This is a genomic window from Mycobacterium sp. E2497, assembly GCF_001668695.1.
Taxonomy (GTDB): Bacteria; Actinomycetota; Actinomycetes; order Mycobacteriales; family Mycobacteriaceae; genus Mycobacterium.
Map to the genome: position 1 here is coordinate 13,147 of NZ_LZKD01000095.1, position 22,568 is coordinate 35,714.

The following is a 22,568-nucleotide window of genomic DNA, read 5'->3' on the forward strand; positions in this document are numbered from 1 at the left end:
TGAGTGCGCGCCGGGAACTACCCGCGTGGATAACCGCGGCGGACCGTGCGGTCGAGAATTCCCAAAGTCGCCCGCAACGCACCCTCGGACAGGATCGGGAAAATTCCGGCTTCTCGCCACTTCGGGTCGATGTTCGACCAGTCGTAGAACGAGGTGACGACCGTTCCCGAGCCGTCTTCGGTCGGCTGGAGCTGATAACCGTAGACGTGGCCGATCGGTGGCTGGATTTGCCCGAGAACCGTCCAGGCGATCAGGCGATCCGGTTCGAATTCGGTGATGTCGACGGTGACGTCGTATTTGCCGAATTGCGGAAAGTCGTTCAGTGCCTCGCGGTCCATGTGCACCACGAACCGGTCGCCGACGCCGCTCACCGGATGGCCGTCCGCGTCCTGCAGCATCCCCGACGAGTCGATCGCGACGTGGCCCTGCGGGTCGCAGAGCACGGCGAAGATGTCCGGCGCCCCCGCCGCGATGGTGCGTTGAACCTCGATGCGTTCGGTCATGGTGCCTCGCAGCCGTCGTGATTACGACACGGTCGTCGCTCACTCTACGACTCGGCTGTCGCGCGCCGACGCCGATCCGCGCGGAACGCGAGATGGGGTGGGGTTCATCAGCCGTCCGTGCGCGATGACGGATCCGTGCTGCTTGAGTCGCTGGGTGCGGGTGCTGACCTCGTAGGTGAGGACCTCCTCGATGGCTCCGAGGTGGTTGGTGAGGTAGGCATACAGGTCGCGGACGTCACGGCAGATGACCACGGCCATCAGGTTCTTCCTACCGCTGACGGCGGCGGCGAAGGCCACCTGATCGTGCGCGGCGATCTGTTCCCCGACGCGCTGAACGTGTCGGGGCGCGACGGTCAGCCACAGCATGGCGCTGAGGTGGTAACCGAGCCGCTCGGGAAGCACGTCGACGTCGTACAGCAACGCCCCGGCCGCCTCGAGCGCCGCCAGGCGTCTGCGCACTCGCGCCACCGACCATCCCGTGCGTTCGGCCAGCCTCGTGTGGGGGGCGCGGCCGTCGTCGGCCAGCGCGTTGAGCATGGGCCGGTCCTCGGGGGCCGGCGGCGACGGCCGGCCGGTTGTCACCGCCTCGGCAACACCGAGGATTCGTTCGGCCTGTTCGGCGCTGAGCTTGTGGCCGTAGCCCGTCCATGGCGCGGTCGGGGGTCGCCCGAACGTGTGCAGCACCACCTCGATGTCGATGTCGATGACCGAACTCGTGCGCGGAAGTCGTTGCAGCAGCATGTCTTCGCGGCTCTCGCCGAGCGGTGCCCGGATGGTGCAGACCAGGTCGGTCCAGCCCGACAGGACGTTGGCGTGGGAAACGTCCGGGTTCCGGACCAGTGCGTCGGCCAGCTGGGGTATGCGATCGGGCTTGGCGTGTATCCGGCACACCCACTGCGCCCAATCGCCATTGCCGTCGACCCCGGGATTCACCAGCCCCACGACGCGCACGACTCCGTTTCGGCGCAAACGGTGGTAGCGGCGGGCAACCGTTTGTTCGCTCGCTCCGACAACCTCGGCGATGCGCCGAAAGGACACCCTGGGCGAGATCTGGAGGGCATGGAGAATCTGTCCGTCCAGGGGATCGATCATGAGCAATGTTACGCAGATACCGACGATAGATGAGGGTTTCTCGACGGTGTGAGCCGAACGTTGGGTGTTTGGTGAGCGGTACTGCCAGCCTTGCACCATGAAGCTGACGGGCAATGTCGTGCTGGTGACCGGGGGAGGCAGTGGGATCGGCCGCGGCCTGGCCGAATCGTTGCACCGCCTGGGCAACCGGATCATCATCGCGGGGCGGCGCCGCGAGGTCCTGCAAGCCGCCGTGGCCGCCAACCCGGGCATGGAACATCTGCAATTCGATCAAAGCGACCCGACCAGCGCCGGCCGGCTGGCCGCGGAGGTGGCTCGTCGCCATCCCGGGCTGAACGTCGTGATCAACAACGCGGGAATCATGCGCACCGAGAACCTGCTGGCGGATGACACCACCGCGGCGGAGGCGATCGTGGCGGTCAACCTGCTCGGGCCTTTAAGACTCACCGCGTCGCTGCTGCCCACCCTGCTCACGCAGCCGGACGCCGCGATCATCAACGTCACCTCCGCCCTTGCGTTCGTACCCAAGGCGGTCGCGCCGACGTATTGCGCGACCAAAGCGGCGCTGCACTCCTACACCGAGTCGCTGCGCCACCAGCTGCGCGACACGGCGGTTCAGGTGATCGAGATCGTCCCGCCCCGGGTGGAGACAGACATTCAGCGTGGTCTTGGACCTGCGCGCCATGTGATGACGCTGGATTCCTTTGTCGCCGAGGTCATTTCGTGGTTGCGATCGGAGCCGGACGCCACCGAGGTGGTGGTCGATGCCGCCCGGCGTGTACGGTTCGCCGCGCGCGACGGCTGCTACGACGAGACCTTCGATGTCATCAATCAGCCGACCGCGCAGTCGAAATAGCGGAGGATCGCCATGCAACTCGGAATCGGATTGCCGAGCCACATCGCCCATGTGCGCGGGTCGTTGACGGTGCCTTGGTCCCGCCGGGCGGAACAACGGGGATTCGCGGGCCTGGCCACCATCGACCGGCTGGTCTACGAGAGCCTCGATTCGATCGTCGCATTGTCCCTCGCCGCAGGCGCGACCAGTGAAATCGGTTTGATCACAAACATTTTGCTGGCACCCCTCTATCCGGCCGCGCTGCTCGCCAAGCAGCTCGCCACCATCGCGGACGTCACCGACAACCGGCTGATGGTGGGTCTGGGTGTGGGTAACCGGACCGACGACTATGTGGCGGCTGGCGTGGACTTCCGTCGGCGGGGGCGCGTTCTGGACGAGACGGTGGGATTGTTGGGCGAGGCGTGGCGCGCCACGCCGGTCACCGGCGACAAGGCGCTGTGCCCACGCCCCTTGCGCATCCCCATCCTGTTCGGGGGACGGTCGGAGGCGACCATGCGCCGGGTCGTGACGATGGGTGACGGCTGGTCTGCCGGCGCCCTGCGCGACTACGACAATCAGGCGTCATTCGCCGATCGGGCACGCGCGGCGTGGCGGGAGGCGGGCCGGCCCGGGCAGCCGCGACTGCACGCCAGCGTGAACTTCGCGTTCGGTGGTGAGGAAGCCGTCCGACTCGGGCGGGAGCACCTGCAGCGCTACTACGGATTCAAACCGGACTACGCGGCTCTCAACGTCGCCGACATGCTGACCACCCCGGAGGACGCGGCGGTCACCGTGCGCGCTTACCGCGACCTCGGTTTCGACGGGCTCATCTTTCATCCCTCCGTCGGCGCCATCGATCAGGTGGATCGCCTTGCCGACGCCGTTCTCTGAACGGGCGCTGCACGAGAGGAGTTTGCGCAGGGCTTGGCGAGCTCATGGAGCGTTGTTCGAATAGCTCGTGCCCCGGGACCGCGGAGGCAGTCGGGAGCTGCCCGAACAATTTTCAGAGCGCTTGGCGCTTTGGGACCAGGCGTCGTCCAGATCGCGCGCGGTCTCGCTTCTAGGTGCGTGCAGCTTCCAGCGCCACTGCGACTTGGGCCAGCCAGAAATTGTCGGCCAGCGGTCGTCCGGTGAGTTCGGCGAATCGGCGCAATCGGTAGTTGATGGTGTTGCGGTGACAGTGCAGTTCGTCGGCGGTGGCCGAGACGGACTGGCCGCGCTGTAGCCAGGTGTCGACGGTGGTCAGGAGTGGTTCGCGCCGTTCGGCTGGCAACTCGAGTACCGGTCCCAGTGTGGTTGTCACTACGGATGCGGCGGCGTCTGGCGAGCTGGCGAGCAAGACCGCGATGACGTCGCGGTTGTAGCGAGTAATCGGGCGACTGTTCGACGAGGCTGACATGGCGACCTGAGCTTGAGCGCGGGCTTTTGAGCAGTCAGCGACGTCGGTGAAGGGGCTGCTGAGCCCAATCATGATCGGGATGTCGGTGCAGATGGTGGCGGCGATGCTGTCCAGGGCGTCCGCGCGGTTCCGTCGAAGCGATACGACCCCCAATTGCGAGTGGGACGTGAGACGAAACCACGAGTCCTGAACCGCGGGGTGCGCCGAGATCAGCGTCTCGATGTCGGGAGGCGAATGCTCCACCGAAGGCTCGGCGCTGGTTGCCGAGATGATCGTGAGCTGGCCCGTCCGCGGGAGACCGAGGGCGGCGACCGCGTCCCAGAACGCTGCTCCGACGCTGGATTCGTTGAACAGCACCGTATCCAGCAGGGCGGCGCGAACCTGTTCGTTGCGTCGGGCGCTGCGGATGTCGATTTCCCGGAAAACCGCGTGTGCGCGAAGCGAATTGGCGTTCATCCAGGCGAAGATGGACGGTGTCGCCGCGATGAGGGCTTCCTTTTCGATTTCCCCTGTGTCCGCCAGGCGTGCGAGCTCGTCCCAGATGGTCGCCGCGCCGAGGCGGTAGGCGTGCAAGAGACTTGACTGCGTCAGACCTTGGCTGGCGCGGTGATGAATGGCGGAATCGAAGCTGTGGTGGCCTGGGTCAGTGCCTCGGTCGATCCATTCGAGCATTTCGTCGAGGTACTCGGCGATGTTGCCCCTAACGGTCTCGCCGTTGTCGTCGTCGATGGGCAAATAGTCGGGTACTTCAGCGCGCAGCCGGGCGAGGACCTTGGTCACGATTGCGCCCGACTGTTGTCGCACGCGATTGGTGAGCACGGTCAGCGGTCGTTGCTGCAACATGTAGCGGATCGTAAATCGCCGCGCGCCCCGTTGTGCCCCGGCACAGGTTTCGTGATCGTAAATCTGGGCTGCCGTTCATTGTGCAGTCCACACTGAACGATCACGCTTCTTGCTGTGAACGCGCCCTCCGATCAGACCATCGTTTTGGTGCACGGCCTGTGGATGACGCCGCTTGCGTGGGAGGACTGGGTTGCCCGTTACCGCGCCAGGGGATTCGCCGTTTTGACGCCGGGCTACCCGGGTGTGGCGCCCGGCCCGACGGGGGTCGCCGCGCTACGCGAGGACCCCTCTCCGCTGGCCGACCTTGGGGTGCGGGAAGTCTTCGATCACCTCGCCGAGGTCATCGGCGAACTGAGCGAACCGCCGATACTGATGGGCCACTCGTTCGGCGGCACGTTCGTGCAGCTGCTGCTCGACGCGGGTTACGGGCGGGCCGGCGTGTCCATCGACGGCGCCGGCGTCAAGGGCATCCAAGTGCTGCCGTTCTCGGAAATCCGGGCTACGTTTCCAGTATTGAGAAATCCCGGCAACGTCCACCGCGCTGTGCCCATCACGCCAGAGCAATTCCACTACGCCTTCACCAACACGCTCACCGAATCCGAATCTCAGGTCGCCTATGAGCGGTACGCGGTTCCGGTACCGGCGCGCATCTTGTTCCAGGGCGGCCTGGCCAACGTCACGCCCCACGCGGCCACCACCTACAACTTCGCCAACGACGACCGCGCGCCGCTGCTGTTCATCGCCGGCGGCCACGACCACATCCTGCCGCCCGCAGTGCAGCACGAGAACTACACGAAAAACGTCGAACACTCGGCCGCGATCACCGCCTACACGCTCTTCCCTGAGCGAGACCACTTCACTTGCGGCGCACCGGGATGGGAAGAAGTCGCCGACTTCGCCTTGAACTGGGCGCTTAGCCCCGTGCCCGGGGAACTCGACTGACTCCTTTCACAACTTCGAACGAAAGCAACGGCCACCCATGACCACAGTGCGCGACGCCATCCTCGACCTGTTCCGCTCACACAATCTGACCACCTTTTTCGGCAATCCCGGCTCGTCGGAATTGGCGCTGTTGCAAGACTTTCCCGACGACTTCCGCTACTTCCTGGGCCTGCAGGAAATGATCCCGGTCGGGATGGCCGACGCCTACGCGCAAGTCACCCGCCGTCCCGCCGTGGTCAACCTGCACACCGCCCCTGGCATGGGTAACGCGCAAGGCCAGATCTACAACGCCTACGTCAACAAGACGCCGCTGATCATCACCGCGGGCAACCAGCGCCGCAACATGCAGAACCAGTACTGCCTGCTGACCAATCACGAACCCACCACAACACCAAAGCCGTTCGTGAAATGGGCCGCCGAGCCGGCGACCGCCAGCGAGTCCCCGGCCGTGCTGGCGCGCGCGATCCACCTGGCCACCACCCCACCGATGGGACCGGTTTTCGTCTCGCTGCCGATGGACGACATGCCGATCGAACTGACCGGCGACCAGCTCGCCGACATCGCGGTGGTGCGCGATCGCACCGTGACCCACGCAACGGGTTTTCCGACCGAGCTGGCCGAGCAGGTCGGTGCACAACTCGACGCCGCCACGTCGCCGGCGATCATCGTCGGCGGCGACATCGACCGCTACGACGCCTATGACGCGGTGGTCGAGCTGGCCGAGCGCACCGAATCGCCGGTGTTCACCGCACCATTGACCGGCTGGAGCGGTTTCCCGGAGAATCACCGGCTCTATCACGGCGCGCTGCCCCCGGGGGCGGGCTGGATCTCCGGGCTTCTCGCGGGCCACGACCTGATCCTCACGATCGGGACGCCGGTGTTTCGCTATTACCCGTTGGTGCCGGGGCCGTACCTGCCGAGCGGCGCACGTTTGATCCAGATCACCAACGATCCCGACGAGGCCGCCCGCGCCCCCGTCGGTGACGCGATCGTCGCCGACATTCGCGCCGCCACTCGGGCCCTGGCGGCGGCGGTCAAACCCACCCGGCGCTCCGCGCCCGCGCCACGCGCCGCAGCCCCGGAACGGGTATCGGAGCAGGTGCCGCTCAAGCCCGCGGATCTGTGGACCGCCGTCGCTCACGCCGCACCCGCGGACACCCTGTGGGTCAGCGAAGCGGGCAGTAACGAGATCGTCATGACCGAAAGCATCCGACCGGGCAATCCGCGGTCACATCTGTCGGCCGCCGGTGGGGGACTCGGCTGGGGGCTGCCGGCATCGGTCGGTGCGCAAATCGCGGCACCCGACCGCCCGGTCGTGTCGTTGATGGGCGACGGCTCCATCCACTACGCGATCACCGCGCTGTGGAGCGCGGCACGCTACAACATCCCGCTCACCGTGGTGGTGGCCTCCAACGCCGAATACGGCGTGGTCAAAGAATTCGGCGTCTGGGAGAAGACCCCGAACGTCCCGGGACTCGACATCCCCGGCCTCGACATCGTCGGAACCGCGGCCAGCTACGGCGTCGACGCCCACGAAGCACAAAGCTCCGACGAAGTGTACGAACTGGTCAAGGCCGGCATCGCCGACCGCGACCGGCCCACCCTGATCAACGCCCGCACGACACCCGTGCCCGCGGGATTCGGCAGCTAGGAGATCTGGTGGATGGCACGATCATTTCGGCGTTCGCCGCGGCGCTTCAGGGTCGCGACGCCGTGGCCGCCGACGAGGCCACCCTGCGCCGATCAAGAAGCCCGGCCACATCTGACTCGACCACATAGGCTTGACTCGATATCGAACTGATGTTCGAATAGAAGTATGCGCTGGGTGGACCAGGCCGTCGCGGTCAACGGGGAGCCGGTCGAGGACGGTGCGCTGCCGGGGCTGCAGCGGATCGGCCTGGTCCGCAGTGTGCGCGCCCCGCAGTTCGAGGGGATCACCTTCCACGAGGTGCTGTGCAAGTCCGCGCTCAACAAGGTGCCGGGCGCTTCTGCGCTGCCGTTCCGGTACACCGTCAACGGCTACCGGGGCTGCTCGCACGCGTGCCGCTACTGCTTCGCCCGGCCCACCCACGAATACCTGGACCTCGACTGCGGCAACGACTTCGACAGCCAGGTCATCGTCAAGACCAACGTCGTCGAGGTGCTGCGCCGCGAGCTGCGCCGGCCGTCGTGGCGGCGCGAGACCGTCGCGCTGGGCACCAACACCGACCCCTACCAGCGGGCCGAGGGTCGCTACGCGCTGATGCCCGGCATCATCGGCGCCCTCGCCGAGTCCGGCACACCGCTGTCGATCCTCACCAAGGGCACCCTGCTGCGGCGCGACCTGCCCCTGATCGCCGATGCGGCGCAACACGTTCCGCTGTCGGTCGCGGTGTCGCTGGCCGTCGGTGACCCGGAGCTGCATCGGGACGTCGAGCCCGGCACGCCCACGCCGCAGGCGCGGCTGGGCCTGATCACCGCGATCCGCGAGGCGGGCCTGGACTGCCACGTGATGGTGGCGCCGGTGCTGCCGTACCTGACCGACTCCGTCGAGCATCTCGATGGCCTGCTGGGCCAGATCGCGGCGGCCGGCGCCACCGGTGTCACGGTCTTCGGCCTGCACCTGCGCGGCTCGACCCGGGGCTGGTTCATGTCCTGGCTGGGTGGCTCGCATCCGGAGTTGGTGGGCCGCTACCGCGAGCTGTACCGGCGCGGCGCGTACCTGCCGCCCGGCTACCGCGAGATGCTGCGGGCGCGGGCCGCGCCGCTGATCGCGAAATACCGGCTGGGCGGCGAGCAGCGCTCGTTCCGCCGGCCCGTCGTGGCGGCGCCGCTGGAGCCGGAAAGCGTTCAGGCGACGCTGTTTTGATTCAGGCCGGCCTGTCTCGGCGCGGCTTGGTCAGCGTGAACCGGTCCACCACGGTCACTTCGCCGAACGGCCCGCTCAGCGCGTAATGGGTGGCCTTGATCGAGGTGTCGCCGCCGGGTTGGCCCGGGTCGACGTCGAACGCCGCGAAACCGTAGGGATTGTCGCGGTCTCGGAAGGCGGACCACGGTGCGTCCTCCAGAACGTAGATCGGTGCCTTGCGCCCCAGCCCGGGGTCGAACGCGGCGACCCCGGTCAACACCCGGCAGCGCGGCTCTGCGAAGAAGAAGCCGTTGCTGGGCGCGGACGTGCCGCCGCCGCCGATGACGACGTGCACCGTCCCCTTGGTCGGGTCGATGACGTCGGTGCGGGTGTCCACCGGTATCGGCGTTCGGGTGTCGGTCTGCTGCGTGCCGCGTAACGGATGCGATCGCTCGTAATGGTGTTCGTGGCCGCACACCACGAGGTCGACCTGGTGCTGGTCGAACAGCGGGAGCCATTCCTCGCGGATCCCCAGGTCGGCGCCGTTGGCGGGCGCGTCGGCGGTGGAGATCGCCGTCTGGTGCATGCACACGACGATCCAGTCGATGTCCGGGTCCCGCCGGGCGGCGACGAGTTCGGCTGCCAGCCAACGCTTTTGCTCTCCGCCCGAGTAGCCGTGCACGTAGAAGTTGCCGCCGTCCTGAAACGCCACGTCGTCGTTGTTCAGGCTGATCACCCGCACCGAGCCGGCGGTGAATGAATACCACAGCCCTCGCGTTTCGGGGCTCGATCCCGAGTCGGGCACCGCGAAATACGTCTGATAGGCGGCGTAACCGACTGGGCCATTGCCCAATTCGTTCTCGTGATTGCCCGCCGCGGGCATCCACGGCCGGTAGCGCGCCGATCGGGTGTTGTTGTCGAACCACGCCGACCACGTGCGGATCCGGTCCTGCGCGAGGTTGGCGTAGCACAGGTCGCCGTTGACCAGGTTGAACAGGGGCGCCATGCGTTCGATTGCCAGGGTGGTGTCGGCGGACGCGGGCGATCCGATGTTGTCCGTGCCGTAGGTGCCGTCGGGCATCCGCTCCAGTGTCGGCGTGGACTGGTCGCCGAAGCTGGTGAAGCGGAAGGGTTTACGTCCCGACGGCGCGGTGCGGAAGGTGCCCATCTCGGGCTCCGCGCCGTCGTGCACGGCGCCGTACACGTAGTCGGTGTCCGGGGTCAGGTCCGTCAGGCGGGTGTGGTTGACGCGGACCTCGGTGTTGGACTTGGCATCGCGATAGGTGCGGGTTTCGGCCGCGACCGTGCGCCCGAGGCCCGACGTTGGCGTGCCGAGCATGACGCGCGGGTTGCGGACCGCGTCGACGGTGTGCCAGGACACCACGGCCTCGGTGCCGGCGTGCCGCCCGAATTGCAGGTGCAGCCCGGTCACCGGCGGCGCGCCGTTGCGGCTGGGCTGATACCAGAGCGCGGGCGCGCTGGGGTGCGACCACACCAAGGTGGCCCCGCCCCCGACGCCCGCGCCGAGGGCGGCCGAGACCGCGCTGGTGGTCAACAACCTGCGGCGGCTGATGCCGGGGGCCGGATCGTTGCCTCGGGGGGCGGCGGGATCGTCGGCCACCCCTGCTTCATACCCGAAGCCGGTGAACGCCGCGGAACGGTGGCCGCTGGTGGCGGTCGCCGCGGGCACGGGCGCACAGCACGGAGCGCTATTCGTGCGTAGTGCCGTAACGAATTGGGTAGCGTTTTCGATATGACGAACGTGCGAATAGTGACCACGGGGGTCGCGGCGGCGACGTTTGCGGCCGCCGCAGCGGTGGCCGTCACGCCCGCGACCTCATCGGCGGACCCGGCCGGCCACCAGGTGACCTACACCATCACCGCCACCGGCAACCTCACCGGCAACGTCCGCTACATGAACACCGATCCGCCCAGCCAGGCGGCGTTCAACGCCAACTCCTCGCAGTACCTGAACAGCGTGCAGACAGCGTTCGCCGCAAATCAGCCGCTGGTCTACAACACGACACTGAACGACCCGAATCAGTGGGCCTTCGTCAACGCGAGCGGCGGGTGCCACTGGCCGGACTGCGATTCGTCGAACACCCCGCAGATTCAGTGCCAGATCGCCGTCGACGGCCAGGTCGTGGTGACGCAGAGCGCCACCACCGGGGTCACCTGCTCCACGCGACCCTGGTGAGCCGGCCGACGCCGGTTCGCCGATAGCGAACACCGCGCCGCCGGGCGCGGGTCAGTGGCGCACCCGCAGCGCGAGGTAGTACTCGTGGTGGCGGGTGTTGTCGACGGTGTAGCCCACGGCGTTGGTCACCCCGTCGTGGTCGGACTCCAGCCAGCGTTCGGTGTGCTGGCGTTCGAATTCGGTCCACGATGGCACCGTGAACCGTTCGAGCACCGTGTCGGGATGTTCCAGGCTGTGATACAGCCCCCAGCTGTGGCCGCCCGTTCGCAGCCGTGAGCGCCGCACCGCGCTCATCGCCTTGACGAAGTCTTGGAGGGTGTCGGTCGCGACGCGATAGCGCACGGTCACCAGGACGGGCCCGTCGTTGGGGCACGGTTCGAAGACGACCATGGGTGACGGCCAGGCCCGCGAGATGTCGCGGCTCAGCTTCCCGGTTTCCGGCCGCAGCCCGAGCGGGACGACGCTCAGCGCGGTGACGCCCAGCAGCACCGCCGCCACGGTCAACGCCACGCCCAGTCCTTCGCGCGTGGCGACGACACCCCACAGATACGACCCGAGCGCCTGTGAGCCGGTGAAGACCAGCAGGTACATCGCCAACCCGCGGGCGCGCACCCAGCGCGGCAGATGCAGCTGCGCCGCGGCGTTCAACGTTGTCAGCGTGATCAGCCAGGTCATCCCCGACAACACCAGGAACGGCGCCGCCGCGGCGAACGGCAGAAAGACCACCGCGAGCGTGGCGGCGCCGTATGCGGCGGCGCACCCCGCCAGCAGTGTGTTGGGCGGCACCTTCTGGCGTAGCGGCGCGGGGACCGCGACGGCCAGCACGGCGCCGACACCGATGGCGCCCAGCGCGAGACCGTAGCCGCCGGCCCGCAGGTGCCAGGTGTCGGCGGCCGTCACGGGCAGCAGCGCCAGCAGGGCCGAGGCGGGGAAGACGAAAAGGGCTGCGCGCAGCAGGATCCGGCGGTAGATCGGACCGTTGACCACATAGGCCAGTCCCGTCAGGATCGCCTGGCCGAGGTGTTCTCGCTCGATGGGCGCGATCTGCTTGGGTCGCTGCCACGCCGCCAAGGCGACGATGATGCCCACGAACGAGATCGCGTTGATCGCGAAGACCGCCGCCGGACCGGTCACCGCCAGCACGATGCCGCCGATCGCGGGCCCGACCACCCTGGCGACGTTGACCGAGACGCTGGCCAACGTCGCCGCGGCGGTGATCTGCTCGCGGGGGACGACCTCGGGCTGGATCGCCTGCCAGGCAGGCGCCGTGATCGCGGAGGCGACGCCGATGGCCAGGGTGAACAGCAGCAGAGCCGTCGGGGTGAGGTGGCCGAAGTAGGTCAGTCCTGCCAGCGCGAGCGCCACCAACACCGCATACGACTGCAGGACGATCAGCAACCGTCGCTGGTCGAATACGTCGGCGAGCGCGCCGGAAAACAGTGCCAACACCAGCGTCGGCCCGAGGCTCGCGGTCTGGACCAATGCCACGACGGTGGCGCTGCTGCCGCCCTCCACCAAGACCCATTGCGCGGCCACACTTTGCATCCAGGTGCCCACGTTGGAGACGAACTGCGCGACGAACAGCGCACGGAAAACCTGGTTGCGCAACGGTGCCCACGCCGACACCTCCGCGGCGTCGGTGCGCTCCTGCGTCATATCCGACATACGGGCAACGCCTTTCGCGTCGTGCGGCGGGGTAGAAGTCTAGGGCACGCACCTGACCCGCGCACGACCTAGCGGTGGTCGTGAGCGCGGCGGAGCCGGGCGAAGCGGGCCGCCGCCATGGGACGAGCGGCGTCACCGCCGGGTGCGGAATTGCCGAAACTGCAGGCGGACTAACCCAGACTCGGGGCGGAGAAGGTGTCGCACTGCTTCGGGTCGCCGCTCTGGTAGCCGACGGTGAACCAGTGCTGCCGCTGCTCCGACGAGCCGTGCGTCCACGACTCCGGGTTGACCCGCCCGGTCGCTTCCTTCTGAATCCGGTCGTCGCCCACCGACGCCGCGGCCGACAGCGCGTCTTGGATGTCCTGGTCGCTCAAGGGCTGCAGGTACGGCACACCGGTGCTCTCCTGCTTGACGGTCGACGCGTAGTGCGCCCAGATGCCCGCGTAGCAGTCCGCCTGCAACTCCGTGCGCACGCCGTTGCCGCCGGCGCCCTTCGCCCCCTGCTGCGAGCGGCCCAGGACGCCCTGCAGCTGCTGCACGTGGTGGCCGTATTCGTGGGCGACCACGTACTCCTGGGCGAACGGCCCTCCGCTGGAACCGAATTTGTCGACCAGCTCCTGGAAGAAGTCGGTGTCGAAGTACGCGGTCTGGTCCACCGGGCAGTAGAACGGCCCCACCGCGGTGGTCGCCGGCCCGCAGCCGGTGTCGACCGAGCCGGTGAACAGCCGCACGTGCGGCCGGGTGTACCTCGGCATCAGCTGGTGCCAGACCGCGTCCACCGAGTTGCCCGTGGCGACCACGCGGCACTGCACGTACTTGTTGGCATCGGCGCCGGTCTTGCACTGGCTCAGGTCGAATCCGGGCGCGGAGTAACCGCTTGTGTTCGACTGCGACTGGTCCATGACGCGGCCCGGATCGACGCCCAACAGCAGCGCGCCGATGAGGATGAGCAGCCCGAGGCCGCCGCCGCCGAGCGCCATGCCCATGCCGCCCCCCGACGAGGACGCGGTGCTGGTGTCGATCTGCATACCCTCGTTGAAGGTCACGGCAGGCTCCTAATGTTGCTGGGTCGCGGAGTAGCGGGCATCGGTGTAGCTGCGCAGGTTGCGCAGGAATCGGCGAAGGCCCAGGTTCAGCAGCGGCCCCACCAGGTACATCGCCAGCCGCGCCGGGCCCGCGGGCTTCTGCGCCATGGTCCACGTCAGCCGGCAACCACCGGGGATGGCCTCGACCCGGTAGTCCTCGGCGAACGCGGCGACGGCCTGCGTCGAGCATTCGTTGAACCGGAAAGCCATGTGGCTGAACGGCTCCCACGCCAGGAATTCCTCATTGCCGACCATGCCGCCGCGCATCTCGACGACGCGGGTGGTGCCCACGCCGCGCGGCTCGGGGCTGGTCCAGGTCACCTTGGTGATCACGCTCGCCCAGCGCGGCCAGGACTCCGCGTCGGCGAGCACCTCGAACAGCTGCTCGGGCGTGATGGCCAGGTCGACGCTGTTGCGGAACACGAACGGCGCGCTGTCGATGAAGCTCATGTCCACGCGGTCGCAGGGGAACATGGCTCGAATCTAGCCTGGCCCGTCGCTGGCCGCGGCCAGTAACGACACAACGACGTCGCTGATCGGCGTCGCCAGATCATGGGCGCGGGCCTTGCGGATGATCACCCCGTTGCGGATGTCCCATTCCATCCGACGGCCGTTCTCCCGGTCGGCCAGGATCGACGTCCCCATGTCCTCGGGTGCGCGGCGGAACATCTCCGCCAGCTCGTCGACGATGCCGTCGGGCAGCCGGGCGCCCTCGGCCCGCGCCACCGCCAGGCACTCGGCGACATAGCGGCGCGACAGTGCGGCGACGTCGTCGCGGCGGAACATGCCGGACCGCCGCCCGGACAGCGCCATGAACCCGGCCAGCGCGTTGGTGAGCAACTTGCGCCAGGCCGCGGTGATGAAGTCGGGGTCGCAGTCCACCCGGCATCCCGCGCCGCGCAGCAGATCGGCGATCGCCTCCGCCGAGGGCCCGCTGGGCAGTACCAGCGCGGGCTCGGTGCGCAGCCGGACCCAGCCGCCGGGCTGGGCTTCCGCGGAATACCAGACGATGCCGGGGACCACGGGCGACGACGGGCAGTGCGGCTGTACTCGCTCGACCTGCTCGACGCCGTTCTGCAGCACCGCGACGATCGTGTGCGGCCCGCACAGGCGGGCCAGCCATCCGGCCGCGGCATCGTTCTGGGTGGCCTTGACCGCCAGAACCACCACGTCGACGGGCCCGTTCACCTCGCGGGGATCGGTGTGCACGGGCCCCGGGACGACGATCGGATCCGCGCCGTCGGGCCGCAATTCGATGCGGTCTCGGGGGGTGTGGCCGCACACCAGCACCGAATGCCCGGCCTTGTGCAGCAGTGCGGCGACCGTCGTGCCGACGGCGCCGGGGCCGACTAGTGCGATTCTCATTGGGGGGTTGGTGGCGATAGGACCGAAAGTACCTGCTCTAGACTGGGCACTCGTCCAAAGCCTGCTGAAAGGGAGTGTTTGTGCTGCGCAGCCACGCCGCCGGTTCGCTGAGAAGCAGCGAAGCCGGGCAGCAGGTGACTCTGGCGGGCTGGGTGGCTCGCCGCCGCGACCACGGCGGCGTCATCTTCATCGACCTGCGCGACGCCTCGGGCATCGCCCAGGTGGTGTTCCGCGCCGAGGACGTGCTGGCCCAGGCGCACCGGTTGCGCGCCGAGTTCTGCATCGCGGTCACCGGGGTCGTCGAGATCCGCCCGGAGGGCAACGCCAACCCCGAGATCGCCACGGGTGACATCGAGGTCAACGCCGCGTCGCTGACCGTGCTCGGCGAGAGCGCGCCGCTGCCGTTCCAGCTCGACGAGCCCGCCGGCGAGGAGTTGCGGCTGAAGTACCGCTACCTCGACCTGCGCCGCGACGGGCCGGCCGCCGCAATCCGGCTGCGTTCCAAGGTCAATGCCGCCGCCCGCTCGGTGCTGGCGCGACACGACTTCGTCGAGATCGAGACGCCGACGATCACCCGCTCCACACCCGAGGGGGCGCGCGACTTCCTGGTGCCCTCGCGCCTGCACCCCGGATCGTTCTACGCCCTGCCGCAGAGCCCACAGCTGTTCAAGCAGCTGCTGATGGTGGCCGGGATGGAGCGCTACTACCAGATCGCCCGCTGCTACCGCGACGAGGATTTCCGCGCCGACCGTCAGCCCGAGTTCACCCAGCTCGACATGGAGATGAGCTTCGTCGACGCCGAGGACATCATCGCGATCTCCGAGGAGATCCTGACCGCGCTGTGGGCGCTGATCGGCTACCAGATCCCGACGCCGATCCCGCGGATCAGCTATGCCGACGCGATGCGCCGGTTCGGCTCGGACAAGCCGGACATGCGGTTCGGGCTGGAGCTCGTCGAGTGCGCAGAGTTCTTCTCCGACACCACCTTTCGCGTCTTCCAGGCACCGTACGTCGGTGCGGTGGTCATGCCCGGTGGGGCGTCGCAGCCACGGCGCACGCTGGACGGCTGGCAGGAGTGGGCCAAACAGCGCGGGCACCGCGGCCTGGCCTACGTGCTGGTGGCCGACGACGGCACGCTCGGCGGGCCGGTGGCCAAGAACCTGTCCGACGCCGAGCGCGACGGGCTGGCCGCGCACGTCGGGGCCAAGCCGGGGGACTGCATCTTCTTCTCGGCCGGCCCGCCCAAGTCGTCGCGGGCCCTGCTCGGTGCGGCCCGCAACGAGATCGCGGACCGGCTGGGCCTCGTCGACCCCGACGCATGGGCGTTCGTGTGGGTGGTGGACCCACCGCTGTTCGAGCCGGCCGAGGAGGCGACCGCCGCCGGCGACGTGGCCGTCGGCGCGGGGGCGTGGACGGCGGTGCATCACGCGTTCACCTCGCCCAAGCCCGAGTTCGAGGACGTCATCGACACCGACCCCGGCGGCGTGCTCGCCGACGCCTACGACATCGTCTGCAACGGCAACGAGATCGGGGGCGGCTCGATCCGTATCCACCGCCGTGACATCCAGGAGCGGGTGTTCGCGGTGATGGGCCTGGACCGCGCCGAGGCCGAGGACAAGTTCGGATTCCTGTTGGAGGCGTTCACCTTTGGCGCACCGCCGCACGGCGGGATCGCCTTCGGCTGGGACCGGATCAACGCGCTGCTGTCCCGGGTGGACTCCATCCGCGAGGTGATCGCGTTCCCCAAGACCGGCGGCGGCGTCGACCCGCTCACCGAGGCGCCCGCGCCCATCACCGCCCAGCAACGCAAGGAATCCGGAATAGACGTCAAGCCGGACAAGGTTGACCGGGCATGACCGAAATGCCTGACACCGCGACGATCAACAACTTCAACAGCGCCATCATCGACGAGTTCCGGACCAACAGCGGCAAGGTGGGCGGCCAGTTCGAGAATGCCCATCTGCTGTTGCTCACCACGACGGGCGCCAAGTCCGGACAGCCCAGGATCTCCCCGCTGGCCTACTTCCGCATCGACGGCAAGCTCATCATCATCGGCTCCTTCGCCGGCTCGCCCGTCAGCCCGGCGTGGGTGCACAACCTGCGGGCCAACCCGCAGGCCCGGGTCGAGATCGGCGCCCCGCAGGGAGTGCAGGAGTTCGCCGTCACGGCGCGCGAGTTGCCGTCCGACGAGCGCGAGGAAGTCCTGCCGAAGATCGTCGCCGCGGCGCCGGTGTTCGCCGAATACCAGTCCAAGACCAGCCGCGTCATTCCGTTGTTCGAGTTAAACCGGACCTAGCCGGTGGGCACGTCGCGGCAGGCGGGGCTATCGCTGGTTCTCGCCGCCGCGCGTGCCGGCGGCAAACGCCTGCGGCTGGTGTGGTTCAACCTGGTACAGACCGCCGTCGCCGCAGGCCTGTCGTGGTATCTCGCGCACGACGTCCTACAGCATCCGCAGCCGTTCTTCGCACCGATCGCGGCCGCGGTGTCGTTGTCGACGAGCAACGTGCTGCGCGCGCAACGCGCCGTCCAGATGATGGTCGGGGTGACTTTCGGGATTGGGCTGGGCTCGGTGGTGCAGGCCCTGCTCGGCCCCGGCGCGGTCCCCATCGCGATCGCCGCATTGATCGCGCTGGGCGCCGCGGTGTTCATCGGGGGCGGCTTCATCGGGCACGGGATGATGTTCGCCAACCAGACCGCGGTGTCGGCGATCCTGGTGTTGGCGCTGTTCCACAGCGGCCTCGGCTGGGAGCGCATCTTCGACGCGCTGATCGGCGGTGGCGTGGCCATCGTGTTCGCAGTCCTGCTGTTCCCCGCCGACCCGCTGAAGGTGCTGCGCATTGCGCGCGTCGGCGTGCTGGGGGTGCTGCACGACGTGTTGGCGCGTGCCGCGGACGTCGCCGTCGGACGCAAAGCGCCGGCACCCGACTGGCCGCTGACGGCGGTCGACCGAGTACACGAACAGCTCAGCGGACTGCTCGAGGCGCGCACCACCGCCCGCCAAGTCGTGCGTATCGCGCCGCGCCGCTGGGGCATGCGCGACACGGTCCACGCCGCCGATCGCCAGGCCGTGTACGTGGCCCTGCTGGCCGGCTCGGTGCTGCAACTGGCCCGCGCCGTCGCCCCTACTCCCAATCCCACCTCTGACGGCTGTCGCGAGGGGCATCCGCAGATCGTGCACACCGTGTCGGTGGTGCTCGCGGCCGCGACAGCCCTTGCCGACCCCGACCCGGCCGGCGCGTGCGCGTACATCGCGTCCGCGCGTCACCACGCTTCGGAATTGCAGTCGGTTGCCCGCGAGAAAACGCAGTTGATCCTCGCCGACGTCGTCGGCGCGTGCGTCGACGACCTGCAACGCGTGATCGACCTACGGCACGGATAACGGTTCAGCGGGAGTCGGCCAGGAATTCCTGGACCAACTTCCGCGGGGCCTGCGTCAGCCAGGCCTCGGTGATCAGCTCCTCGAGGTCGCGCACGGAGACCTCGGCCAGCCGGACCAGCACGACCGGGTAGCCGTCGAAGTGGGGGGTCGTGAAATAGACGTCCGGCTCGTCGGTGATCAGCCCGAACTTGACCCCCTCGTCGGACACCCGCACGCCGAGGATGTCGCCCCCAGGCGGTTCCGACCCGTCGCGGGCCAGCGCCTCGCGTTCGGACGGGCGCAGCGGCCGCTCCCAGGCCAGCAACTTCTTGCCGACCCGCCAATCGTGCGGTGACGGCTCGGAGGTGAGTGCCAGCTCACGAACGATGTGGGCGACGTCGTACCACGTGGCCACCTCTCGATTGTGCTCCCGGTTTGGCCCGCGTGCCGCCGTATCGGCAAACGGTTTCGCGCCGCGGACGGCGCGACGGTCCGGCGTGTGATGTGATCAGCCATGTGACTGAAGCCGACGCCGGGGCCGCCCGCCGCCACCGGGTCACCCACCGCACCGAGTACCGCTACTCCGACGTCGTGACCAGCTCCTACGGCCGCGGTTTCCTCACCCCGCGGGATTCGCTGCGGCAGCGCTGCGTCGAGCACCGGCTGACCATCGAACCGGCCCCCGCCGACGTCTCCACCAGCGCCGACGTCTACGGCAACATCAGCTCGTACTTCCACGTCACCGAGCCGCACCACACCCTGACCGTCACCAGCGATTCCATCGTGGACGTCTATCCGCCGGCCCCGGGGCTCTACACCGCCGGGCCGGCGGTGCAGCCGTGGGAGGCCGCCCGGCCGACGGGAGGTGGGGGAGCGCTCGCCGCCGAATTCACCCTCGACCTGAATCCACCCGAGATCACCGACGAGGTGCGCGAGTACGCGGCGCCCAGTTTCGCCCCGGAGCGCCCGCTGGTGGACGTGCTGCGCGACCTCGCGTCGCGGATTTTCGCCGACTTCACCTACCGCTCGGGGTCGACGACGATTTCCACCGGGGTAAAAGAGGTTCTGGCGGCCCGGGAAGGGGTATGTCAGGACTTTGCACGGCTGGCGATCGCCTGCCTGCGCGCCAACGGTCTGGCGGCCAGCTACGTGTCCGGCTACCTGGCCACCGACCCACCCCCGGGGAAGGATCGAATGATCGGTATAGACGCCACCCACGCCTGGGCGGCGGTGTGGACACCGCAGCAGCCCGGCCAGTTCGAGTGGCTGGGCTTGGACCCCACGAACGACCAGCTGGTCGACGAGCGCTACATCATCGTCGGGCGCGGCCGTGACTACGCGGACGTGCCGCCGCTGCGGGGCATCATCTACACCGAGTCGGAGCACAGCGTGATCGACGTGGCCGTCGACGTGGTGCCCTTCGAGGGGGACGTGCTCCATGCGTGACTTCAACTGCCCCAATTGCGGGCAGCGGCTGACGTTCGAGAACTCCACCTGCCTGAATTGCGGCAGCGCACTGGGTTTTTCGCTCGAACAGATGGCCCTGCTGGTGATCGCCGAGAACAACGCCGGCGAGCATGCGGGTTTCGTGGACGCGGCCGAGTATCAGCTGTGCGCCAATCTGCTACTGGCCGAATGCAATTGGCTGGTTCCCGTCAACAATCCTCGCCTGTTGTGCGCGTCCTGCGCGCTGACCACCGTGCGGCCCAACGACGCCGACACCGCCGGCCTGGCCGAGTTCGCCCGGGCCGAGGCGGCGAAGCGCCGGCTGATCGCCGAGCTGCATGAGCTCAAGTTGCCGATCATCGGTCGCGACGAGGATCCCGAGCAGGGATTGGCCTTCCACCTGCTGTCCAGCGGGCACGAGAAGGTGATGACCGGGCACGACAACGGCGTGATCACCCTGGATCTGGCCGAGGGCGATGACGTGCACCGCGAGCAGCTGCGGGTGGAGATGGAGGAGCCGTACCGCACCCTGTTGGGGCACTTCCGGCACGAGATCGGGCACTACTACTTCTACCGGCTGATCGCCGGGTCCAGAGACTATTTGGCGCGCTTCAACGAGTTGTTCGGCGACCCCGACGCCGACTACCAGGAGGCGCTCGACCGGCACTACAGTGAGGGGCCGCCCGAGGATTGGCAGGAACACTTCGTCTCCTCGTACGCCACCATGCACCCCGCCGAGGACTGGGCCGAGACGTTCGCCCATTACCTGCACATCCGCGACACCCTGGACACCTCGGCGTGGTGCGGCTTCGCTTCGGCGTCGGCGACCTTCGACCGTCCGGCCCTGGGCCCCAGCGCTTTCCAGACGGTCATCGACATGTGGCTGCCACTGTCGTGGTCGCTGAACATGGTGAACCGGTCGATGGGCCACGACGACCTGTACCCGTTCGTGCTGCCGGTCGCTGTGCTGGAGAAGATGAAGTTCATCTACACCGTGATCGACGAGGTGACCTCCGAGTCGCGGGGACCGGCCGCCATCGCGGGGTAGTGGCGATCGCGAGCGCGGCCGCGCCGATCGCCAGCGCGGCGTTGCCGGGCGAAGCGGGTCGCCGCGAACAGCCCACGCCGGGCGAAGCGGATCGCCACCATGCACAATGGGCCCGTGTGCTTCTCGATGACGGCGGATCTTGCTGTGGGCACCGCCCTCTTGCCGGTAGCCGCCGCGACCCTGCGTGAGGTGAAGCACTGGCGCGAGGTGCCATTTGCTTTGCTGCCCACGGTGTTCGCGGCCCACCAGTTCATCGAGGCGGCGGTGTGGCCCAACAGCATTGTGTCAGCCGGGGCGGCGCAGTTGGCGGTGCGGGCCTACGTCTTCATTGCGCTGCCATTGCTTCCCGCACTGGTCCCAGTGGGGATCCTGATGCTGGAACCGCGCGGCGCCCGACTGCGGGTGGCGCCTTTCGCGGTGCTCGGCGCCGTCGTGTCGGCCTATCTCGCTTTCGTCGTTCTCACCCAGCCGGTCGGCGTGCAGAGGTGCCCCCACGCGCTGGAATACCAGACCGGCGCTCGCGAAAGCTACCTGTGGGCGGCGCTTTACATCATCGCCGTCATCGGGCCGGCCGTGATGTCGGGCTATCGCTCCATCGTGGTGTTCGGATGGGCGAACCTGGTGGGGCTGATCGTGGTCGCCATCCTTTACCTCCAGGCGTTCGCGTCGCTGTGGTGCATCTACGCCGCGGTGCTGTCGGTCCTGGTGTTGGTGCATATGCGTCGTCGTCGGCGGCTGCCCGATCCCCACCGCTACCAGGGGGTCGCCATGGATCACGCGACGTCGAAGGTGTGATTACCGCCTAGTCGTTTTGCGGTGGCATCGTTGTATTCCCTTGTGTCACTTTGGTTTCTGTGGTCACACTGTGGCGTTTTTTGTCGGTGGGTGTTTCTAGGGTGTGGGGTATGGGTGGCAGTAGTCGTGAGGAGATCGTCGAGGTCATCGACGCGCTCGATAACGACGCGGACCGCCTGTGCGGGTTGTCTTTTGACGTGCTGACCACCCCGGAGCGGTTGGCTGCCCTGGAGCGGGTGGAGCGGGTGGCCCGCCAGCTGCGCGCGCCTCAGCACGCGTTGATCAACCAGCTCGACGCCCAGGCCAGTCCCGAGGAGTTGGGTGGCTCGCTGCGCATTGGGCTGGCCGACCGGTTGCGCATCACCAAGGCCGAGGCCGGCCGGCGCATCGCCGACGCCCACGACCTGGGCGAGCGCTGCGCGATCACCGGTGAGCCGTTGGCGCCGCGGCTTTCCGCGACCGCGGCCGCCCAGCGCGCCGGGCTGATCGGGGACGGGCACGTCAACGTGATCCGCGGATTTTTCGCCCACCTGCCGGCTGAGGTCGACGTGTTCACCCGCCAGGCCGCCGAGGCCGACCTGGCCGACAAGGCCGCCGGCTACCGGCCCGACCAGTTGGCCAAATACGCCCAGCGGATCCTGGATTGGCTACACCCCGACGGGGACTACAGCGACGCCGAGCGGGCCCGCAAACGCGGCATCATTTTGGGGGCACAAGACGTCGACGGCATGTCACGGCTGAGCGGGCTGATCACCCCGGAGCTGCGGGCCGCGATCGAAGCCATGCTGGCCAAACTCGCCGCACCCGGAGTGTGCAACCCCGAGGATGAAACCCCGGTGGTCGACGCCACCCCCGATGAGGAGGCGGTGCGCCGCGACACCCGCAGCACCGCTCAACGCAATCACGACGCCTTCCTGGCCGCACTGCGCGGACTCTTAGCGTCGGGGGACCTGGGCTCCCACAACGGACTGCCGGTGTCGATCGTGGTCACCACCACCTTGACCGACTTGGAGGCCGCCGCCGGTAAAGCGCTGACCGCCGGCGGCACCCTGGTACCCATGTCCGACGTGATCCGCTGGGCCGGCCACGCCCACCAACTTGTTGAATTGGGAGCAAGAGAGCGTGGCCTGCAGCCATGCTTCTCTAGGCGGTGGCCGGCTCCGCTCGA

At 68.2% G+C, this 22,568-nt stretch carries 22 protein-coding genes; 13 read left to right on the plus strand and 9 right to left on the minus strand.

Annotation, left to right across the window (positions count from 1 at the left end):
- Window positions 1-17: 17 nt before the first annotated feature.
- Both A5713_RS07105 and A5713_RS07110 read right to left on the minus strand, forming a co-directional pair.
- Window positions 18-503, minus strand: a complete 486-nt coding sequence (locus A5713_RS07105; protein WP_068094019.1) for a polyketide cyclase — start codon at window positions 501-503, stop codon at window positions 18-20.
- Window positions 504-542: 39 nt separating this feature from the next.
- Window positions 543-1,595, minus strand: a complete 1,053-nt coding sequence (locus A5713_RS07110; protein ID WP_068094025.1) for an Lrp/AsnC family transcriptional regulator — start codon at window positions 1,593-1,595, stop codon at window positions 543-545.
- A 97-nt stretch (window positions 1,596-1,692) separates the two neighbouring features.
- Between A5713_RS07110 and A5713_RS07115 the strand changes: the two genes are divergently transcribed.
- Complete coding sequence (locus tag A5713_RS07115) at window positions 1,693-2,451, plus strand: SDR family oxidoreductase (protein WP_068094026.1); 759 nt, start codon at window positions 1,693-1,695, stop codon at window positions 2,449-2,451.
- Between the two features lie 12 nt (window positions 2,452-2,463).
- Complete coding sequence (locus A5713_RS07120) at window positions 2,464-3,321, plus strand: LLM class flavin-dependent oxidoreductase (protein ID WP_068094029.1); 858 nt, start codon at window positions 2,464-2,466, stop codon at window positions 3,319-3,321.
- Window positions 3,322-3,490: 169 nt separating this feature from the next.
- Here the strand turns inward: A5713_RS07120 and A5713_RS07125 are convergent, their stop codons facing one another.
- A complete protein-coding gene (locus tag A5713_RS07125; RefSeq protein ID WP_197516324.1) occupies window positions 3,491-4,564 on the minus strand; it encodes a CdaR family transcriptional regulator in 1,074 nt (357 codons plus the stop codon).
- A gap of 222 nt (window positions 4,565-4,786) precedes the next feature.
- Here A5713_RS07125 and A5713_RS07130 point away from each other — a divergent pair, with 222 nt between their 5' ends.
- The 3 genes from A5713_RS07130 to A5713_RS07140 all read left to right on the plus strand — a co-directional run bounded on the left by A5713_RS07130 (window position 4,787) and on the right by A5713_RS07140 (window position 8,462).
- Window positions 4,787-5,614 carry an alpha/beta hydrolase gene (locus A5713_RS07130; RefSeq protein ID WP_082972829.1) on the plus strand — a complete coding sequence of 276 codons (828 nt, stop codon included), beginning with the start codon at window positions 4,787-4,789 and terminating at the stop codon, window positions 5,612-5,614.
- A gap of 37 nt (window positions 5,615-5,651) precedes the next feature.
- Window positions 5,652-7,265 (plus strand): benzoylformate decarboxylase, encoded by a 1,614-nt coding sequence (mdlC, locus tag A5713_RS07135; RefSeq protein ID WP_068094032.1) that lies wholly within the window; start codon window positions 5,652-5,654, stop codon window positions 7,263-7,265.
- 165 nt (window positions 7,266-7,430) lie between these two features.
- Window positions 7,431-8,462: an Rv2578c family radical SAM protein gene (locus A5713_RS07140; RefSeq protein WP_068094035.1), complete on the plus strand. Its 1,032-nt coding sequence runs from the start codon at window positions 7,431-7,433 to the stop codon at window positions 8,460-8,462.
- A 1-nt stretch (window position 8,463) separates the two neighbouring features.
- Here A5713_RS07140 and A5713_RS07145 read toward each other — a convergent pair whose 3' ends face one another.
- Window positions 8,464-10,062: a metallophosphoesterase family protein gene (locus tag A5713_RS07145; RefSeq protein ID WP_068094065.1), complete on the minus strand. Its 1,599-nt coding sequence runs from the start codon at window positions 10,060-10,062 to the stop codon at window positions 8,464-8,466.
- Between the two features lie 132 nt (window positions 10,063-10,194).
- Between A5713_RS07145 and A5713_RS07150 the strand changes: the two genes are divergently transcribed.
- Window positions 10,195-10,638 (plus strand): hypothetical protein, encoded by a 444-nt coding sequence (locus A5713_RS07150; protein ID WP_068094038.1) that lies wholly within the window; start codon window positions 10,195-10,197, stop codon window positions 10,636-10,638.
- 51 nt (window positions 10,639-10,689) lie between these two features.
- On the opposite strand, the gene A5713_RS07155 is transcribed toward A5713_RS07150, so the two are convergent.
- The 4 genes from A5713_RS07155 to A5713_RS07170 all read right to left on the minus strand — a co-directional run bounded on the left by A5713_RS07155 (window position 10,690) and on the right by A5713_RS07170 (window position 14,753).
- A complete protein-coding gene (locus A5713_RS07155; protein WP_231980271.1) occupies window positions 10,690-12,303 on the minus strand; it encodes an MFS transporter in 1,614 nt (537 codons plus the stop codon).
- 170 nt (window positions 12,304-12,473) lie between these two features.
- Window positions 12,474-13,349 carry a neutral zinc metallopeptidase gene (locus A5713_RS07160; RefSeq protein WP_068094044.1) on the minus strand — a complete coding sequence of 292 codons (876 nt, stop codon included), beginning with the start codon at window positions 13,347-13,349 and terminating at the stop codon, window positions 12,474-12,476.
- Window positions 13,350-13,358: 9 nt separating this feature from the next.
- Window positions 13,359-13,862, minus strand: a complete 504-nt coding sequence (locus A5713_RS07165; RefSeq protein WP_068094048.1) for an SRPBCC family protein — start codon at window positions 13,860-13,862, stop codon at window positions 13,359-13,361.
- Window positions 13,863-13,871: 9 nt separating this feature from the next.
- Complete coding sequence (locus tag A5713_RS07170; protein ID WP_082972830.1) at window positions 13,872-14,753, minus strand: oxidoreductase; 882 nt, start codon at window positions 14,751-14,753, stop codon at window positions 13,872-13,874.
- 74 nt (window positions 14,754-14,827) lie between these two features.
- On the opposite strand from A5713_RS07170, the gene aspS reads away from it, so the two are divergent.
- From aspS to A5713_RS07185, 3 genes are read left to right on the plus strand one after another with little or no spacing between them, the layout of a single operon-like run.
- Window positions 14,828-16,609 (plus strand): aspartate--tRNA ligase, encoded by a 1,782-nt coding sequence (gene aspS, locus A5713_RS07175; RefSeq protein ID WP_102417909.1) that lies wholly within the window; start codon window positions 14,828-14,830, stop codon window positions 16,607-16,609.
- Window positions 16,606-17,049, plus strand: coding sequence for a nitroreductase family deazaflavin-dependent oxidoreductase (locus A5713_RS07180; RefSeq protein ID WP_067919059.1), 444 nt, complete (start codon window positions 16,606-16,608; stop codon window positions 17,047-17,049). The genes aspS and A5713_RS07180 overlap by 4 nt, the downstream gene beginning before the upstream one ends.
- 3 nt (window positions 17,050-17,052) lie before the next feature.
- The gene (locus tag A5713_RS07185; protein WP_068094051.1) at window positions 17,053-18,132 is read left to right on the plus strand and encodes an aromatic acid exporter family protein; all 1,080 of its coding nucleotides are present in this window, start codon (window positions 17,053-17,055) and stop codon (window positions 18,130-18,132) included.
- A gap of 4 nt (window positions 18,133-18,136) precedes the next feature.
- Here the strand turns inward: A5713_RS07185 and A5713_RS07190 are convergent, their stop codons facing one another.
- The gene (locus A5713_RS07190; RefSeq protein ID WP_067921069.1) at window positions 18,137-18,526 is read right to left on the minus strand and encodes an MmcQ/YjbR family DNA-binding protein; all 390 of its coding nucleotides are present in this window, start codon (window positions 18,524-18,526) and stop codon (window positions 18,137-18,139) included.
- A 101-nt stretch (window positions 18,527-18,627) separates the two neighbouring features.
- Between A5713_RS07190 and A5713_RS07195 the strand changes: the two genes are divergently transcribed.
- The 4 genes from A5713_RS07195 to A5713_RS07210 form a co-directional block, all read left to right on the plus strand.
- Window positions 18,628-19,557, plus strand: coding sequence for a transglutaminase family protein (locus tag A5713_RS07195; RefSeq protein WP_067921073.1), 930 nt, complete (start codon window positions 18,628-18,630; stop codon window positions 19,555-19,557).
- Window positions 19,550-20,605: a putative zinc-binding metallopeptidase gene (locus A5713_RS07200; protein WP_068094053.1), complete on the plus strand. Its 1,056-nt coding sequence runs from the start codon at window positions 19,550-19,552 to the stop codon at window positions 20,603-20,605. Before A5713_RS07195 ends, A5713_RS07200 begins: the two co-directional genes overlap by 8 nt.
- A gap of 126 nt (window positions 20,606-20,731) precedes the next feature.
- Window positions 20,732-21,400: a DUF6629 family protein gene (locus A5713_RS07205; RefSeq protein WP_068094073.1), complete on the plus strand. Its 669-nt coding sequence runs from the start codon at window positions 20,732-20,734 to the stop codon at window positions 21,398-21,400.
- Between the two features lie 110 nt (window positions 21,401-21,510).
- Window positions 21,511-22,568: 13E12 repeat family protein (locus A5713_RS07210; RefSeq protein WP_068094057.1), on the plus strand; the 1,058-nt coding region annotated here is incomplete at its 3' end.